Origin of the sequence: Janthinobacterium sp. NKUCC06_STL, assembly GCF_019345455.1 — a bacterium.
Classification (GTDB): domain Bacteria; phylum Pseudomonadota; class Gammaproteobacteria; order Burkholderiales; family Burkholderiaceae_D; genus Janthinobacterium; species Janthinobacterium rivuli.
The window spans coordinates 1,884,367-1,900,964 of the sequence record NZ_JAHKQY010000001.1 but is presented as its reverse complement, the minus strand read 5'-3'; the positions used below and the strand labels follow the sequence as shown (position 1 = coordinate 1,900,964).

Sequence of the window (16,598 nt, the reverse complement as noted above, 5' to 3'; positions counted from 1 at the left end):
AAATGTGGCGTTTCGGCGATTACTACACGGGCGACGTCTTGAAGCTGAACATGGAGACCGGCAAGGGTTTCCTGCTCAACCCGACGTACCGCTTCGAAGTGGGCGGCGGCCAGGGCAAGGCCGAGCGCGTCGACTTCATCAACCCCGACGAAGCCACTGTGATCGACGGCACCTACAGTACCTGCGAAGGGCCGAATCCGGACTGGTACCTGAAATCGAGCACCTTGAACCTCGATACGGGCCGCGACGTGGGCACCGGCAGCAAGACCATCATCTATTTCAAGGATGTGCCGATCCTGGGCACGCCGGGCATTTCGTTTTCGCTGTCCGGTGCACGCCGCTCGGGCTGGCTGGCGCCCACGCCGGGCTTTGCCTCGAAGAACGGTTTCGAGCTGCTGATGCCGTATTACGTGAACATCGCACCGAACCGCGACCTGACCCTGTTCCCGCGCTACATCCAGCGGCGCGGCATCCAGCTCGGCGCGACGGGCCGCTACATGGGCGAGACGGATGCCGGCCTGTATCAGGGCGAGACGTCGTTCGAGTTCTTGCCTAACGACAAGCAAACCAAGACCAACCGCTACATGATCAAGTCCAGGCACGAGCAGGCGCTGGCCAAGGGCTGGAGTTACAGCTGGGATCTGCGCGAGGCGTCCGACAATAATTACCCGAACGATTTTTCGAAAACCGTCGCCACCGCCACCGAGCGCCAGTTGCTGCGCGAATTGCGCACCGATTACCGCACCGAGGACTGGAGCCTGACGGCGCGCGTGCAGAATTACCAGGTGCTGCAGGATCCCGATCCCAACGTGACCGTGCCGCGCCCGTATGACCGCTTGCCGGCGGTGAACTTCCACGCTGGCAAATATGACGTCTGGGGCGGCTTCGACTGGACCTTCGACGCGGAAGCGACGCGCTTCGCCCACCCGACCCTGGTGCAAGGCTCGCGCCTCGTGGCCGTGCCGCAGGTGAGTTTCCCCATCATGCGCCCTGGCTACTTCGTCACGCCCAAGCTGATGCTCAATGCCAGCGCGTATCAGCTCGACAATGACGCCAGGACCAAGGCGCTGTTTCCGGATACCTCGTTTACGCGCGCCGTGCCGACCTTCTCGGTCGACAGCGGCCTGGTGTTTGAACGCGACACGAATCTGTTTGGCGCCAAGGGCGGCACGCAAACCCTGGAGCCGCGCCTGTTCTACGTCTACACGCCGTACCGCGACCAGTCGCAGTTTCCGAATTTCGATACGGCCGACGGCACGTTCAACCTGACGCAGATATTCACGGAAAACCGTTTTGTCGGCAGCGACCGCATCGGCGACGCCAACCAGGTCACGGCCGCCGTCGTCTCGCGCTTCCTGCAGTCGGATGGCACCGAGCGCATGCGCCTGACCTTCGGCCAGCGTTTCTATTTTGCCGACCAGCGCGTGCAGCTCAATTCGACCACGCCCGTCAACCAGTCGCGTTCCGATATCCTGCTGGCAGCAACGGGCCGGGTGTCCGAGACTTGGACCGCCGACAGCCTGGTGCAGTACAATCCCAGCGATCGCCGCCTGATGAGTTACAACTACAGCTTGCAATATCAGCCAGGTCCCAAGAAAGTATTGAATTTCAGCAATCGTTTCCAGCGTGACAGTTTGCGCAATGCGGAAATATCGACGCAATGGCCGTTGACGGATCGCCTGTATGGCGTGGGACGCATCAGTTACTCCATCAAGGATCGCAGCATGCTGGAAAGCCTGGTCGGTCTGGAATACAAGGGCGACTGCTGGGTGTTCCGCATGGGCGCGCAGCGTTTCGTGACGACGGCCAAGACTGTCTCGACGCCGATCTTCTTCCAGCTGGAATTGACGGGCTTGTCGAATGGCCTGGGTCTGGGCGCGAATGGCCTGGAAACTTTTACAAAAACCATCCCTGGTTACCAGACACTGAGCCAGCCACTCCGTTAAGATAGGCACCGTTGCCGCCGCCGGTGTCCCCGGCGCTGGCACAAACCGGTTTTTTTATTCACCTGAACTCATGAGCGCTCTACACATTATGCGTAATGCCAGTATGCACCAACTCAAAATTGCAACGGTTTTGTTGTGCGCCATTTCCGGCGCCGCGACCAGTAGTGTCTGGGCGCAACAGGCTGCGCCAGCTCCTGCGGCCAAGCCCGCTGCCGCTGCCCCAGCGCCGGTCAAGGGCTTCACGCCCCCCGCGTCGAGCAGTGGCCAGACCATCGACTCCATCGCCGTCGTCGTCAATGACGATGTGATTACGCGCAATGAAGTGGCGGCCCGTATCAAGAGCGTGGAGCAGCGCATGAAGGCGCAGAACGTGCCCTTGCCCGATCCTGCCGACCTGCGTCGTCAATTGCTCGAGCGCATGATTGTCGAGCGCGCACAAATGCAGCTGGCCAAGGAAATGGGCGTGCGCGTGGATGACCTGACCCTGGACCGCGCGATTGGCCGCATTGCTGAACAGCAAAAAATGACGGTGCAAGAGCTGCGCAACCAGATGGAAAAAGAAGGCACGCCGTTTGCGACTTTCCGCGAAGAAATCCGCGATGAAATCATCATGCAGCGCCTGCGCGAACATGAAGTCGACGCCAAGATCCAGATTTCCGATTCCGAAGTGGATAACTTCCTGGAAGCGGAAAAAGCGGCGGCCAGCGAACAGGTGGAACTGAACCTGGCGCAGATTCTCGTGCGCATCCCTGAAAACTCCAGCCCTGAACAGATCGCCGCACGCCGCGCGCGCGCCGAAGAAGTCAGCCGCCAGCTGCGCACGGGCGCCGATTTCGCCAAGATGGCCGCCACCTATTCCGACGCCAGCGATGCGCTGAGCGGCGGCGATATCGGCTGGCGCCATAGCGACCGTCTGCCGCCATTGTTCACGGAACAGTTGCTGAAATTGAAGCCGGGCCAGATCACGCCTATCATCAAGAGCAACACGGGCTTCCATATCCTCAAGCTGGTGGACCGCCGCAGCGCTGCCGAGGCGCAAGCCGTCGCTGCCGTGCAGCAGACGCATGCCCGCCACATCCTGCTGAAAGTGACGCCGACCCTGTCGGCGGCCGAAGCCAAGCGTAAATTGCTGGAATTGAAAGAGCGCCTCGATAACAAGGCCGCCAAGTTCGAAGACCTGGCCCGTTTGTTCTCGAATGACGGTTCGGCGGCCAAGGGCGGCGACCTGGGCTGGCTGTATCCAGGCGACACCGTGCCGGAATTCGAAACGGCGATGAATGCGCTGAAACCGGGCGAAGTGAGCGAGCCGATCGAATCGAGCTTTGGCTTCCACCTGATCGAAGTGCTGGAACGTAAGAGCGACGACGTTTCGAAAGAGAAGCAACGGGCCGCCGCGCGCAACGCCTTGCGCGAACGCAAGCTGGAAGAAGCGACGGAAAACTGGGCGCGCGAAGTGCGCGACCGTGCTTACGTCGAATTCCGCGCGGAAGACCAGTAATGCCGCTGATTGATTGCGCATGAGTAACTTGCCCCTTGCACGCCGCCCGGCCATCGCCATCACTTGTGGCGAACCGGCCGGTGTCGGCCCGGAAATTTCCATACGCGCGGCCTGGGCCATGCGCAATGAAGTCAACTGCATCCTGCTGGGCGACGCCGCCTTCCTGGCGCTGACGGCCAGCCTGATCGATCCGGAGATCCGACTGGCGGCGCTGTCGCTGCAAGCCGTGCGCAACAGCGGCCTGCCTCAGTTTGGACCCGGCCGCCTGGCCGTGATCGATATTCCCACCATCAACAATGTCATTCCCGGCGTGCTGGACAAGGAAAACGGGCGTTCCGTGCTCGCCACCCTGGACGCGGCCGTGGAAGGCATCCAAGCAGGCTGGTTTGGCGCCATGGTCACGGCGCCCTTGCAAAAGAGCACGATCAACGACGCCGGCGTGGCCTTTTCCGGCCACACGGAATACCTGGCAGAAAAAACCAATACACCGCAAGTGGTGATGATGCTGGCTGGCGAACCGGGACATGGCGAACCGACCCTGCGCGTGGCGCTGGCCACCACGCACCTGCCATTGAAGGATGTGTCCGCCGCCATCACCATGGACAGCCTGGCCGTCACGCTCGATATTCTCCAGACGGACTTGCAACAGAAATTCGGCATCGCCGCGCCGCGCATCCTCGTTACCGGCCTGAACCCGCACGCGGGCGAGGGCGGGTATCTGGGACGCGAGGAAATCGACGTCATCGCCCCGGCGATTGCCGCGGCGCAAGCGCGCGGCATCGATGCGCGCGGACCGTATCCGGCCGACACCCTGTTCCAGCAAAAATATCTGGCCGACGCCGATTGCGTGCTGGCCATGTACCACGACCAGGGCTTGCCCGTGCTGAAATACGCGACCTTCGGGCGCGGCATCAATATCACCCTGGGCTTGCCGCTGATCCGCACCTCGGTCGACCACGGCACGGCGCTGGACCTGGCCGCGCAAGGGCTGGGGCTGGCCGATTGCCACAGCATGGAGCAAGCGCTGCAAACGGCGCTCGACATGCTGCGCGCCAGCACCCCGACCAGAGCGTAGGTCGGGTTAGCCGCAAGGCGTAACCCGACGCTGCCTGCTCAACGATCCCGCCGGCCTGTGCCGGCTTTACCGCATTGATAGAAAAAATTATGAAACACGTTGCCCGCAAACGCTTTGGCCAGAACTTCCTGCATGACCGCTTCGTCCTCGACGACATCACGGCCGCCATCGCGCCGCAGGCGGATGATGCCATGGTCGAAATCGGTCCCGGCCTGGGCGCCATGACGGAGCAGCTGCTGCGCCATTTGAAACAGATGCATGTGGTCGAGCTGGACCGCGACCTGATCGTGCGCCTGGAAAAAACGTTTAATCCGGCCAAGCTGACGATCCATTCGGGCGACGCGCTGAAATTCGATTTCGCGCAAATTCCCGTGCCGGCCGGCCAGAAGCTGCGCATCGTGGGCAACTTGCCGTACAACATCTCCAGCCCATTGCTGTTCCACCTGGCGGATTTCGCGCCGCTGGTGCAGGACCAGCATTTCATGCTGCAAAAGGAAGTCGTCGAACGCATGGTGGCCGAACCGGGCAGCAAGGCGTATGGCCGCCTGTCCGTGATGCTGCAATGGCGCTACAAGATGTCGCTGCTGTTCATCGTGCCGCCGACAGCGTTTGACCCGCCGCCGAAGGTGGAATCGGCCATCGTGCGCATGATCCCCGTGGCCGAGCGCCTGGCCTGCGACCAGGCGACCCTGGAAGCCGTCGTCATGAAGGCCTTCTCGCAACGCCGCAAGGTGATCCGCAACTGCCTGGCCGGGATGTTTACGGAAGAGCAGATCAAGGCGGCCGGCATCGACCCGACCCTGCGTCCTGAGACCGTGGGGCTGGAGCAATACGTGGCGCTGGCGAATCTGCTCAAAGCACCGCAGTAATCGCAAGGGCTGGGGTCAGACCCTCTCCACCACCAGCGTCTGAGCAGGCGCCGACGTGAGCGGGGGTCTGACCCCGGCAGTGCTGGCTTAACTTAAAACCACTGGTCGACCTGCTGCAAATCCTGCCGCAGCGCTGAAAAGCAGTCGTCCACATGGTGGTTGCGGCTGATTTCATTGCGCCGCATCAGGGCGATCTTGCGCTTGCACGTGGGTTGGCGCAGCGGTGCCACGTGCAAGTCTTCGTCGTTGAGGAAGGTCGTGTACAGGCTGGGCATGATGCCCACGGCGATGCCGGCGCGCACTACGCCGTACAGCGATTCGCTGTGGATCATCTGGTACAGGCTCGACGGGCTCAAGCCATGCTGGCGCAGCGCGCTCGAGGCGAATTCCCAGATGCTGCCCTTGGTGAACACGACGATTTCCTGGCCCGCCAATTGCTCCCAGCGCACTTCCTTCAGTGGCGCCAGCGCATGGCGTCCCGCCGTCACCAGCACCAGCTCGTCTTCAAACAGGCCCACGCTTTCCAGCGACACGGAGCCGGGCACCTCGATGCCCACGCAAAAGTCCAGCTGACCCGAATGCAGCGCGTGCAGCAAGCCGTCGTTGGGCATGTCCGACAGGACGATTTCCACTTCGTCGCCATGCTGCTCGCAGTAGCGCGCCACCACCACGGCCGTCATCGCCATGGCGGACGGTATCGCGCCGATGCGGATGCGGTGCCGGCCGCTGCCGATGGCGCGCTGGATATCGGCAAACGTGTTGCTCGCAGTATTCAATAAATGCGTGGCGTAATCGAGCGCCAGCTTGCCTTCGCGCGTCAGTTCCAGCTGGTGGGTTGTGCGGTTAAACAACTTTTTTCCCAGTTGATTTTCCAGCAGCTTGATCGACGCGCTGAGGGCTGGCTGGGTCACGCACAATTCCTGTGCAGCCTTGCTGAAGCTGTTTACCCGGGCTAGGGTGGCAAACGCTTGCAAATGTCGTAAGGAAATCTTCTTGCTCAACTCATGCATGGGCGTTGCTTATTAGAAAAAGTAATGGATTTATAAAAATAAACAAATTTTCTTATCCCGCAATTTACCATATTCTGGACTGGTCTTTACTTGTCTTGAAGGCAACAATCTTCAGAGAAGCGCTTGCCAGGCGGCGCCGGTACTCGCGGTGGCACGCCATGCAGGGGACGCATCAATACAATAATTCCAACAAAACTCAGGGTTTATTCTTTTTAGGGTGGCGGCGATGAACAAATGGATGACGGGAACGATGGTCGTGGGTGGCTTGCTGGCGGCGCAGGGCGCGGCGCAGGCGCAAAGCAGCGTGCAAGTGTATGGCTTGCTGTCGGCCGGTATCGGCTATGTGTCGGATGAGGGTAACGGCAGCCGCACGCATGCGCTGAGCGGCACGAATCAGAATCCCCGCATCGGTTTCCGCGGCCAAGAAGACCTGGGCAACGGCACCAAGGCCATCTTCGTGCTGGAAAACGGTTTTAACGTGATGACGGGCGCGGCCTCGCAAAGCGGTCGCCTGTTTGGCCGCCAGTCGTATGTGGGTTTGTCCAGCAACGACAAGGGCACCCTGACTCTGGGGCGCCAGTACGAAGCCGTCAAGGATCTGCTGGGCCCGGTGGTCATCGCCAGTAACGGCGTGCATATCGGCGACAACGACAATGGCTACAACAACTTGCGCGTGCAAAACGCCGTCAAGTACGTCAGCCCGAACATCAGCAACGTGTCGTTCACGGGCTTGTATGGTGTCAGCGAAAATCCCCAGGATTCCAACCGCAACCGCGTCTACAGCATGGGCGCTGGCTACAAAGTCGATGCCTTCAGCTGGGCCGTCGCCTATACCAAGATGGATCATCCGAATGCCCCGGACGCGCCGAATGGCGCCATCGGCAATGACTATGGCAGCCCCTTGTTGATCTTCAACAAGAGCGCCGTCAGCGGCGCCGGCGTGAATGACCAGGCCATCGCCGGCACGGGAGGCTTTTATAATGTGGGCAAGACCAAGTTTGGCGCGCTGTACACCAACGTGCGCTACCACTACCTGGATCAAAGCAATCTGACCTTGCAAAACGTGGACTTGAACGTGAACCACAAGCTGACGGAAGCGCTGAACCTGGGCGCCTCGTATTTCTTTACCACCGGTAAATATGACGTGATCAACAAGACGCCGAAATGGCATCAGGTCAACTTCCAGGCCGATTACTTCCTGTCCAAGCGCACCGATGTGGCCATCACCTGGAGCTACCAGAAAGCGGCGGGCGACGCGACGTTCGCGCGCGTGTTCGGCTTCGGCGCCTCGGGCGGCAAGACGCAAAGCGTTCTGATCGTCGGCATGCGACATTATTTCTGAGTCTGATACATCTTTACAGGCGCTGTCCCGCAGCGCCGTCCCCTGAAAGGAAGCATCTTGAAAAAGCACCTCATGTTGGCGTTGAGCCTAGGCTTGCTGGCTAACGCCGCCCACGCGGAAAAACGCGAGCTGGTCATTTCGGCCTATCCGATTGCCCAGCCCTTGTTCATGAAGTATGTGTACGAGCCGTTCAAGGCCAAATGCGGTTGCGACATCAAGGTGGAAACGGGGAATAATGCGGACCGCATCGCCAAGCTGGTGGTGCACGCCAAAAATCCGGTGATTGACCTGGTGCTGCTGTCCGATTCCGGCATGCTGGAAGCGGCGCAAAAAGGCGTCATCCAGCCCATGGATTATGCCAAGCTGAGCAATTACAAAGCCCTGTATGACGTGGCGAAAAACCCCATCGGCGGCAACTTCGCCGTCGGCTACACCTTGTACTCGGTCGGTCTGGTGTACCGCAGCGACAAGATCGCCCCGCTGACGTCCTGGAAGGACCTGTGGCGCCCCGAACTGAAGGGCCGCGTGGCCTTCCCCGACGTGAGCACCACGCAGGGCCCGTTGATGCTGCGCATGGCCGATGCGGCCTGGGGCGGCAAGACGGACGACTACGCCACCGGTTTTGCCAAGATCGTCGGCATGAAGGGCAACGTCGTCACGTTCTCGAAAAACAGCGCGCAGCTGGCGGCATTGTTCGCCCAGGATGAAATCTGGGCCGCGCCCGTGGCGCGCTTTACGTGGTCGCAAATGCTCAAGACGGGCTTGCCCCTGAAATGGAGCATCCCGGCCGAAGGCCAGGCGGCCGGCATGAACGTGATGGGCATCGTGGCCGGTTCGAAGAATGCGGACCTGGCCTACCAGCTGATGGATTTCTGGCTGTCCAAGGAAGTGCAGACGCAGCTGGCGACCAACCTGGTCGACTCGCCTGTCAACAAGGACGTGCGCTTGTCGACGGCGGCCGCGCAATTCAATACCTATGGCGCCGATCAGATCAATTCGCTGAAATTCGTCAAGCCGGAAACCATCCTCAAGCAGCGCAGCAACTGGATGACGCAGTGGAACAAGGCCATGAGCAAATAGTGGTGACGAGGAGAGAACACCATGTTTGCTGATCCAAAAAAGCGTCTGGGACTGCTGCTGGTCCTGCCGGCGCTGATCTTTATCGTCGTCTGCTTCTTGCTGCCCGTGCTGGCTTTGCTGGTCGACGCCTTCCGCGTCGGCGACGGCATGCAGTGGGGCGTTGACCGCTTCATTGAATTCTTCTCGCAGGAATTCAACCGCACCATCTTCTGGCGCACCCTGCGCATCGCCGCGCTGGTGACGCTCGCCTCCATCATCCTCGGTTACCCGGCCGCGCAAGCCGTGGCGCGCGTGTCGCCGAAGTGGCGCGGGCTGGTGGTCGGCATGATGATCCTGCCGCTGATGGTCTCGCCGATCGCGCGTACCTATGCGTGGATCGTGCTGCTGGGCCGTAACGGCGCCGTCAACGCGGCGCTCGTCAACATGGGCTTGACGGAAGAGCCGCTGCGTTTGCTGTTCAGCGAATTCGCCGTGTTTGTCGGCCTGCTGCAATTGCTGCTGCCGCTGATGCTGATGTCCTTGGCGGGCGCGCTGGAAAACCTGCCGCGCGACGTCGAGCCGGCCGCGGCAACGTTGGGCGCCAATCCATGGCAAGTGTTCTGCAAGGTCACCCTGCCGCTGACGCAGGAAGGCCTGGTGGTCGGCGGCACGCTGGTGTTTACAGGCTGCGTGACGGCCTACGTGACGCCGGCCCTGCTGGGCGGCACCAAGGTGCTGATGCTGGAAACCCTGCTCTACCAGAAGGTCAGCGTGGAGAGCGATTTTGGCGCGGCGAATGTTATCGCCGTCATCCTCGTCTGCATGACCCTGCTGGTGAATGCCGGCCTTAAACGTATTTCCTCGAGCCGGAGTTCCGTATGAAAGAAAGCCTGTTTTCGCGCGCCGTCCTGTGGCTGGTGTTTTTGTTCCTGCTGGGGCCTTTCGCCATTGTCGTGCTGGCCGGTTTTTCCGGCGGCGAAACCCTGGCGTTTCCGCCCGAGTCGTATTCGCTGCGCTGGATTCTGGAAGTGTGGTCGGCGCCCGAGTTCCGCCGCGCCTTCCAGACCAGCCTGGAAATCGGCCTGATCGCCACCGTCATCGCGTTGCTGCTGGGCATACCCGTCGCGTATGCGTTTTCGCGCATGCCGCCGCCCGGTATCGGTGCCATCCGCCAGATCCTGACGTCGCCGCTGATCATTCCCGCCATCCTCGTCGGCCTGGGCTTGCTGCACCACCTGGTCCTGACGATTAACGCGCCCGTGTATGTCGGCCTGCTGATCGGCCATATCGCGCTGTTGATTCCGTATTCGGTGCGCGTGGTGTACGCCAGCCTGGTGAATTTGCGCGTGGATATCGAGGATGCCGCCATCACCTTGGGCGCGTCGCGCCTGCGCGCCTTCTTCATGATCGTGCTGCCGAATATCCGCAACGCCGTGATCGCCGCCTTCTTCCTCGCCTTCGTCACCTCGTTCAACCAGGTGCCCGTGTCGCTGTTCCTCACGGGCCCCGGCATCAGCACCTTGCCGATCGAGATGCTGGGCCATATGGAAAACAGCTTCGATCCGTCGATCGCTGCCCTGTCGACCTTGCTGGTCTTGTTCACCATGGCCTTCGTGATGGTGACCGAGAAGGTGCTGGGCATTTCTAAATACATGTAAGAGGCTACACACCATGAGTTATCTGGAACTGCACAAGCTGAACCTCGGCTACGCCAAGAACACGACGTCCGTGAAAGACCTGGACCTGCACGTCGAGCAGGGCGAACTGATTTCCCTGCTGGGCCCCAGCGGCTGCGGCAAGACCACCACCATGCGCGCCATCGCCGGCCTGATGCCGCTGCAGTCGGGCCGCATCATTTTGGATGGCCGCGAAATCGGCAAGCTCGCGCCGAATAAACGCAATATCGGCATGGTGTTCCAGTCGTATGCGCTGTTCCCGCACCTGAACGTGTACGACAACATCGCCTTTGGCCTGCGCCTGCGCAAGGTTGCGCCAGCTTTGCTGAAAACCAAGGTGGAAGCCGTGATCGCCGCCGTGGGACTGACGGGGTTCGAGACGCGTTTGCCGGCGCAGATGTCCGGCGGCCAGCAGCAGCGCGTGGCGCTGGCGCGCGCCATCGTCGTCGAGCCGGCCCTGCTGCTGCTAGACGAACCGCTGTCGAACCTGGACGCCAAGCTGCGCGTGCAGATGCGCGCCGAACTGCGCCGCATCCAGCGCGAGCTGGGCATCACCATGCTGTACGTGACGCACGACCAGGAAGAAGCGCTGGCCCTGTCCGACCGCATCGTCGTCATGAATGGCGGGCGCATCGAGCAGCTGGCCGCGCCGGAAGCCGTCTTCAATACACCGTCGACGCGTTTTGTCGCCAACTTCATGGGCTTCGAGAACCTGTTCGACTACCGCGACGGCGCGTTGCATCACGCGGGCGCCAGCCTGCCGTACACGTCTCCCGTCGCCGCCGGCACCACGGTGCTGGGCTGGCGTCCGGACAAGGTGCGCGTCTGCGCCTTTGATGACGCGGCGGGCCAGTATCCGGGCACCGTGCTGGCGCGCGGCTTCCTCGGCGACACCGTCGAATACCTGCTGCAAACGCCGCTGGGCCAGGTCAAGGGCATTTGCGCGGCCGGTGGCGCCGCCTGGCGCGAAGGCACGGCCGTCTCCTTCGTGCTGCCTGCGGACAGCGCCCTGTGGCTGGGTGCCTAACTTCGACTGGAAACCATCATGGACAAACCCTTGAAAAAGATCTGGCTCGATACCGATCCCGGTTTCGACGACTGGCTGACGATGCTGCTGCTGGATAGCAATCCCGGCATCGAGTGGCTGGGCGTGAGCGTGGTGGCGGGCAATGCGCCCGTCGCCATCACCTACGACAACGCCTTGCGCATCAAGGCCCATGACGGCTTGACGGTGCCGATCTACCGCGGCTGCGAAGAGCCGCTGGCCGGCGTCATCGAAACGGCGCAGCGCATCCTCGGCGACAGCGGCATGCCGACGACGGGCGATATCCTGCCGCCCGGCGCGGCCACGGATGCTCCCGGCCACGCCGTCGACGCGCTGATTGACGCCGTGCGCAAGTATCCTGGCCAGATCACCATCATGGCGATTGCGCCGATGACCAACCTGGCGACCGCCTTGAGCCGCGCGCCCGACATCGCGGAAAAAATCGTCGAAATCATTTTGATGGGCGGCTCGACCGACCAGGGCAACCATACGGCGGCGGCCGAATTCAATATCTATGCGGATCCGGAAGCGGCCGCCCAGGTCTTCCAGGCCGGCATCCCGCTGCGCATGTTCGGCTTGAACCTGTGCCGTCAGCTGCTGGTCACTAAACTGGAAGTGGAACGCCTGCGCGCCATCGGCACGCCGCGCGCGCAGCGTCTGGCCGGCTACCTGGAAGCGTATGTGCGCATCCGCAGCAGCGACGGTTCCGTGCCGATGCCCATGTACGACCCCGTAGTGGCCTTGTACCTGGAAGCGCCGCAGCTGTTCCAGTTCCAGCCGGCTCACGTGGCCATCGAATTGACGGGCGAACTGACGCGCGGCATGACGGTGTGCGAGTTCCGCGTGCCGCGCCGCGCCGCCATCAACACGCAGGTGGCGATGCTGGCCGATGGTCCGGCCGCCATCGAGCGTTTGATGCGTCGCCTCACCGGCATCCTCGCCTGATCCACTCCATTACGAAACGAGCTTCATGTCTAATTCCCCCCTGAGCATCGAACAGTTTTTACGCGCCATGCCGAAAGTGGAGCTGCATTGCCATTTGTTCGGCACGGTGCGCCAGGCAACTTTCCGCGCGCTGGCCGCGAAGACGGGCAATGTCGTCACCCCCGAGGAAATCGACTCTTTCTACACGCGCGGCGACAAGCCCGTCGGCGTGCTGCGCGTGCTGCGCGCGCTCGATGCGCACCTGATCGTCTCGCCGACAGACCTGTATTGCCTCGCCTACGAATACCTGGAAGACGTGCATGGCCACGGCGTGCGCTATGCGGAGTTCTTCTGGAACCCGACCGGCACCGTGCGCGTGTCGGGCATCCGCTATGACGCGGCGCAAGACGCCATCGTGGCCGCCATCCGCGACGCGCAGCGCGACTTTGGCGTGATCGGCCGCTTGATCCCCAGCATCGACCGCGAAGCGGCTCCCGCCGAAGCCGTGCAGATGGTGGAATGGATGAAGGCTTACCGCGCGCCGGAAGTCATCGGCATCGGCATCGACTACCGCGAAAACGACCGCCCGCCAGAGTTGTTCATCGAAGCCTACCGCGCCGCGCGCGAGGCCGGATTCAAATGCACGGCGCATGCTGGCGAATTCGGCATGCCGTGGATGAACGTGGAGACGGCCATCGAGCAACTGCAGGTGGACCGGGTCGACCATGGCTACACCATCGTCGACAACCCGGAGCTGGCGCAGCGCTGCGTGGAGCGCGGCCTTGTCTTCACCGTGGTGCCGACCAATTCCTATTATCTGCGCACACTGGCGCCTGAACGCTGGGCCCTCGATCACCCGATCCGCGCCATGGCCAAGCTGGGCTTGAAACTGCATCCGAACACGGACGATCCGACCCTGCACCACGTGACGCCGACGGGCGCCTGGATGATGATGCGCGCATTCGGCTTCGGCCTCGATGACATGCGCGGCTTCATGTTGAATGGCCTCGACGCGGCCTGGATAGACGACAGCACGCGGCGCGACTGGCGCGCGCAATTTACGCGTGAATTTGACGCGCTGCGGGCAAGAGTCGTCGAATAAATCAGGCTGACGCCGGTGGTGGCGCCAGCAGCGATGGAAATGCCCGCTGCGGGCAGCTTTGGCGCTCGCACACCTTGCAGCCCGTGCCGATCGGCGTGGCGCTGGTGGGGTCGTGCAGATCGAGTCCCTTCGAATAGATCAAGCGGTGCGCCTGCGAGATGTCGCAGCCCAGCGCCACGGCAAAGGTTTTCCCCGGTGCCCTGAAACCCGGTGACGCCGTGCTGACCTGGCGCGCGATCCACAGATAGGTGCAGCCGTCCGGCATGCTGGCCACTTGCGTGAGTACTTGCCCCGGATGGCTGAAGGCGTCGTACACGATCCACAGCGGACACGTGCCGCCCACTCTTGAAAAGTGAAAGTCCGTGGCCGACTGGCGCTTCGAGACGTTGCCCGCGCGGTCGACGCGCACGAAGAAGAAGGGCAGTCCCGCTGCCTCGGGGCGCTGCATGGTGCTCAAACGGTGGCAGACGGCTTCGAACCCCACGCCGAACTGGTGCGCCAGGCGCTCGATATCGTAGGCGCGCGTTTCCGCCGCCTGCAGGAAGCGCTGGTACGGCATCAAGAGGGCGCCCGCGAAATAATTGGAAAACGCCAGGCGCGCGCTCGTTTGCGCGGCCGCGCCGGAGAGCCCCGCCGCCAGCACGAGAGCGTCGATCAGCTCGCTGTGTTCGAGCAGGCTGATTTGTGCCGCCATCTGGAAGGCGCGCTGGCCGCCCGTCAGGGTGTCGGGCAGCCACAGTATCTGTTGCTGGGCGTCGTAGCGGTGCTTGCGCACCATGCCCGCGTCGCCATCGGACAAGCGCACTTCGATGCCGTGGCGTTCCAGCAGCCGGCCTTGCAGCGCATCGAGCGTGCGCAGGGCGGGATCGAATTGTCCCGCCACCAGTTCCGCCGCCCGGTCCAGTTCATCGATGTAGTTTTGCCGCCGGTTCAGGTATTCGCGCACTTCCTCGTCCGTGGATGGGGCCGCCGAGCTGGCGCCGCGGCTGCCGTCGTCGAGGCGTGCGGCCAGCGTGTCGGCCCGTTCCGCCATCACCCGGTAGCGCCGCTGCAAGAGCAAAATCGAGCGCGCCAGTTCCGGCATGTTTTCCACCAGCATTTTCAATTCCGCCATCGAGGTGGGCGGCGCGTCGGGCAATTCGCCGAACACGTCGCGCACGTCGGCCACCAGGCTGGCGCTGTCGTGTTCGGAAAAGATTTGCGGATCGACCCCCAGCACGCTGCTGATGCGCAGCAAAATCGGCACCGTCAGCGGGCGCTGGTTGCGCTCCATCTGGTTCAGGTAGCTGGGTGAAATGCCCAGGGACTTGGCCAGCGCCACCTGCGTCATGCGCCGTTCCTCGCGCAGCCGCTGCAGGCGCACGCCCATGAAAACCTTTGCCATTGCGTTTCCTCTTCCCCGGTTTGTGGAATCTGCAAATTTACAACATTTGCAGATTAACAGATTCAGCTTTGCATTATCTCGCATTTTCACGCCTTGTTCGCGGCGGCGATTGTGCGAATAATGCAAACAGACTTATACCCACACAAGGAGACACCGAGTGACCACGCAAACTGCAATTCCGACCGTTCCCCTCTTGATCAACGGCGAGTGGGTTGAATCCCAGACCACCATCTGGCGCGACGTCGTCAACCCGGCCACGCAGGAAGTATTGGCCAAGGTGCCGTTCGCCACGCCGGACGAAGTCAACGCGGCCATCGCCTCGGCCCAGCGCGCCTTCAAAACCTGGCGCAAGACGCCGATTGGCGCGCGCGCCCGCATTTTCCTCAAATTGCAGCAGCTGATCCGTGAAAACATGGCCGACCTGGCCGCCACCCTGACGATGGAACAGGGCAAGACCCTGCTCGACGCGGAAGGCGACGTCTTCCGTGGCCTGGAAGTGGTCGAGCATGCCGCCAATATCGGCACCCTGCAAATGGGTGAATACGCGCAAAACGTGGCCGGCGGCGTCGATACCTACAGCGTGATGCAGCCGCTGGGTGTGTGCGCCGGCATTACCCCGTTCAATTTCCCCGCCATGATCCCGTTGTGGATGTTCCCGATGGCGATTGCCTGCGGCAACACTTTCGTGCTGAAACCATCGGAGCAAGACCCGCTCGTGACGGAAAAACTCGTGCGCCTGGCCTTGCAGGCGGGCATCCCGGCCGGCGTGCTGAACGTGATACACGGCGGCGAAGACGTGGTCAATGCCTTGTGCGACCACCCGGACATCAAGGCGATTTCGTTCGTGGGTTCCAGCAAGGTGGGCACGCACGTGTACCAGCGCGCCAGCCTGAACGGCAAACGCGCGCAATGCATGATGGGCGCCAAGAATCACGCCGTCGTCTTACCGGATGCCAATAAAGAACAGACCCTGAACCAGCTGCTGGGCGCCGGTTTCGGCGCGGCCGGCCAGCGCTGCATGGCCGCATCCGTCGCCGTGCTGGTGGGCGAAGCGCGCACATGGCTGCCGGAACTGTCCGCCAAGGCGCAGACCTTGACGGTCGGCGCGGGCAAGGACAATCCGGACCTGGGTCCCGTGATTTCCTGCGCCGCAAAAGAGCGCGTGTTCAGCCTGGTCGCCAAGGGCATCGAGCAGGGCGCCGTGCTGACCCTTGATGGCCGCGACGTCAAGGTTGACGGCTATCCGAATGGCAACTTCGTCGGACCGACGATTCTGTCTGGCGTGAAACCTGGCATGGTCGTGTATGACCAGGAAATCTTTGGCCCCGTCCTGATCGTCGTCGAAGTCGATACCCTCGATGAAGCGATTGCCCTGGTGAACGCGAATCCGAACGGCAACGGTACGGCGCTGTTCACGCAAAGCGGCGCGGCCGCGCGCTACTTCCAGGAAGAAATCGACGTGGGGCAAGTCGGCATCAACGTGCCCATTCCCGTACCCGTTCCCCTGTTCAGCTTTACGGGGTCGCGCGGCTCCAAGCTGGGCGATTTGGGTCCGTTCGGCAAGCAAGTCGTGCTGTTCTACACGCAGACGCAAACGATTACCCAGCGCTGGTTCACGGACGCTGCCTCGGTGGGCAAGGTCAACACCACCATCAGCCTGAAATAAGG

General features: G+C 62.1%; 14 protein-coding genes. 12 read left to right on the top strand and 2 right to left on the bottom strand.

All coding sequences use genetic code 11. From position 1 onward, the window contains the following. Positions 1-2: 2 nt before the first annotated feature. From KO539_RS08650 to rsmA, 4 genes are all read left to right on the top strand, one after another. Complete coding sequence (locus tag KO539_RS08650) at positions 3-1,946, top strand: LPS-assembly protein LptD (protein ID WP_257626143.1); 1,944 nt, start codon at positions 3-5, stop codon at positions 1,944-1,946. 103 nt (positions 1,947-2,049) lie between these two features. After that, the gene (locus KO539_RS08645) at positions 2,050-3,444 is read left to right on the top strand and encodes a peptidylprolyl isomerase (protein ID WP_257626142.1); all 1,395 of its coding nucleotides are present in this window, start codon (positions 2,050-2,052) and stop codon (positions 3,442-3,444) included. A 19-nt stretch (positions 3,445-3,463) separates the two neighbouring features. Then, positions 3,464-4,519, top strand: a complete 1,056-nt coding sequence (pdxA, locus tag KO539_RS08640) for a 4-hydroxythreonine-4-phosphate dehydrogenase PdxA (protein ID WP_219308393.1) — start codon at positions 3,464-3,466, stop codon at positions 4,517-4,519. A gap of 89 nt (positions 4,520-4,608) precedes the next feature. Next, positions 4,609-5,388, top strand: a complete 780-nt coding sequence (gene rsmA / locus KO539_RS08635; RefSeq protein WP_219308391.1) for a 16S rRNA (adenine(1518)-N(6)/adenine(1519)-N(6))-dimethyltransferase RsmA — start codon at positions 4,609-4,611, stop codon at positions 5,386-5,388. Positions 5,389-5,480: 92 nt separating this feature from the next. Here the strand turns inward: rsmA and KO539_RS08630 are convergent, their stop codons facing one another. Continuing rightward, positions 5,481-6,398 (bottom strand): LysR family transcriptional regulator, encoded by a 918-nt coding sequence (locus KO539_RS08630; RefSeq protein ID WP_034778821.1) that lies wholly within the window; start codon positions 6,396-6,398, stop codon positions 5,481-5,483. A gap of 238 nt (positions 6,399-6,636) precedes the next feature. Here KO539_RS08630 and KO539_RS08625 point away from each other — a divergent pair, with 238 nt between their 5' ends. From KO539_RS08625 to KO539_RS08595, 7 genes are read left to right on the top strand one after another with little or no spacing between them, the layout of a single operon-like run. Beyond that, positions 6,637-7,740 (top strand): porin, encoded by a 1,104-nt coding sequence (locus KO539_RS08625; RefSeq protein ID WP_219308696.1) that lies wholly within the window; start codon positions 6,637-6,639, stop codon positions 7,738-7,740. A 57-nt stretch (positions 7,741-7,797) separates the two neighbouring features. Then, the gene (locus tag KO539_RS08620; protein WP_225242780.1) at positions 7,798-8,820 is read left to right on the top strand and encodes an ABC transporter substrate-binding protein; all 1,023 of its coding nucleotides are present in this window, start codon (positions 7,798-7,800) and stop codon (positions 8,818-8,820) included. Between the two features lie 21 nt (positions 8,821-8,841). Further along, complete coding sequence (locus KO539_RS08615; protein ID WP_034778816.1) at positions 8,842-9,681, top strand: ABC transporter permease; 840 nt, start codon at positions 8,842-8,844, stop codon at positions 9,679-9,681. Continuing rightward, complete coding sequence (locus KO539_RS08610) at positions 9,678-10,457, top strand: ABC transporter permease (protein ID WP_035822719.1); 780 nt, start codon at positions 9,678-9,680, stop codon at positions 10,455-10,457. Before KO539_RS08615 ends, KO539_RS08610 begins: the two co-directional genes overlap by 4 nt. Before the next feature lie 13 nt (positions 10,458-10,470). Further along, entirely contained in the window at positions 10,471-11,502 is a 1,032-nt protein-coding gene (locus KO539_RS08605) for an ABC transporter ATP-binding protein (protein WP_219308389.1), read from the top strand. 18 nt (positions 11,503-11,520) lie between these two features. Continuing rightward, positions 11,521-12,465 (top strand): nucleoside hydrolase, encoded by a 945-nt coding sequence (locus KO539_RS08600; RefSeq protein WP_257626141.1) that lies wholly within the window; start codon positions 11,521-11,523, stop codon positions 12,463-12,465. Positions 12,466-12,490: 25 nt separating this feature from the next. Continuing rightward, complete coding sequence (locus KO539_RS08595) at positions 12,491-13,546, top strand: adenosine deaminase (RefSeq protein ID WP_219308387.1); 1,056 nt, start codon at positions 12,491-12,493, stop codon at positions 13,544-13,546. A 1-nt stretch (position 13,547) separates the two neighbouring features. Here KO539_RS08595 and KO539_RS08590 read toward each other — a convergent pair whose 3' ends face one another. Beyond that, positions 13,548-14,930, bottom strand: a complete 1,383-nt coding sequence (locus KO539_RS08590; RefSeq protein ID WP_219308385.1) for a short-chain fatty acyl-CoA regulator family protein — start codon at positions 14,928-14,930, stop codon at positions 13,548-13,550. Between the two features lie 157 nt (positions 14,931-15,087). On the opposite strand from KO539_RS08590, the gene KO539_RS08585 reads away from it, so the two are divergent. Beyond that, positions 15,088-16,596, top strand: a complete 1,509-nt coding sequence (locus KO539_RS08585) for a CoA-acylating methylmalonate-semialdehyde dehydrogenase (RefSeq protein WP_219308383.1) — start codon at positions 15,088-15,090, stop codon at positions 16,594-16,596. Positions 16,597-16,598 lie beyond the last annotated feature (2 nt).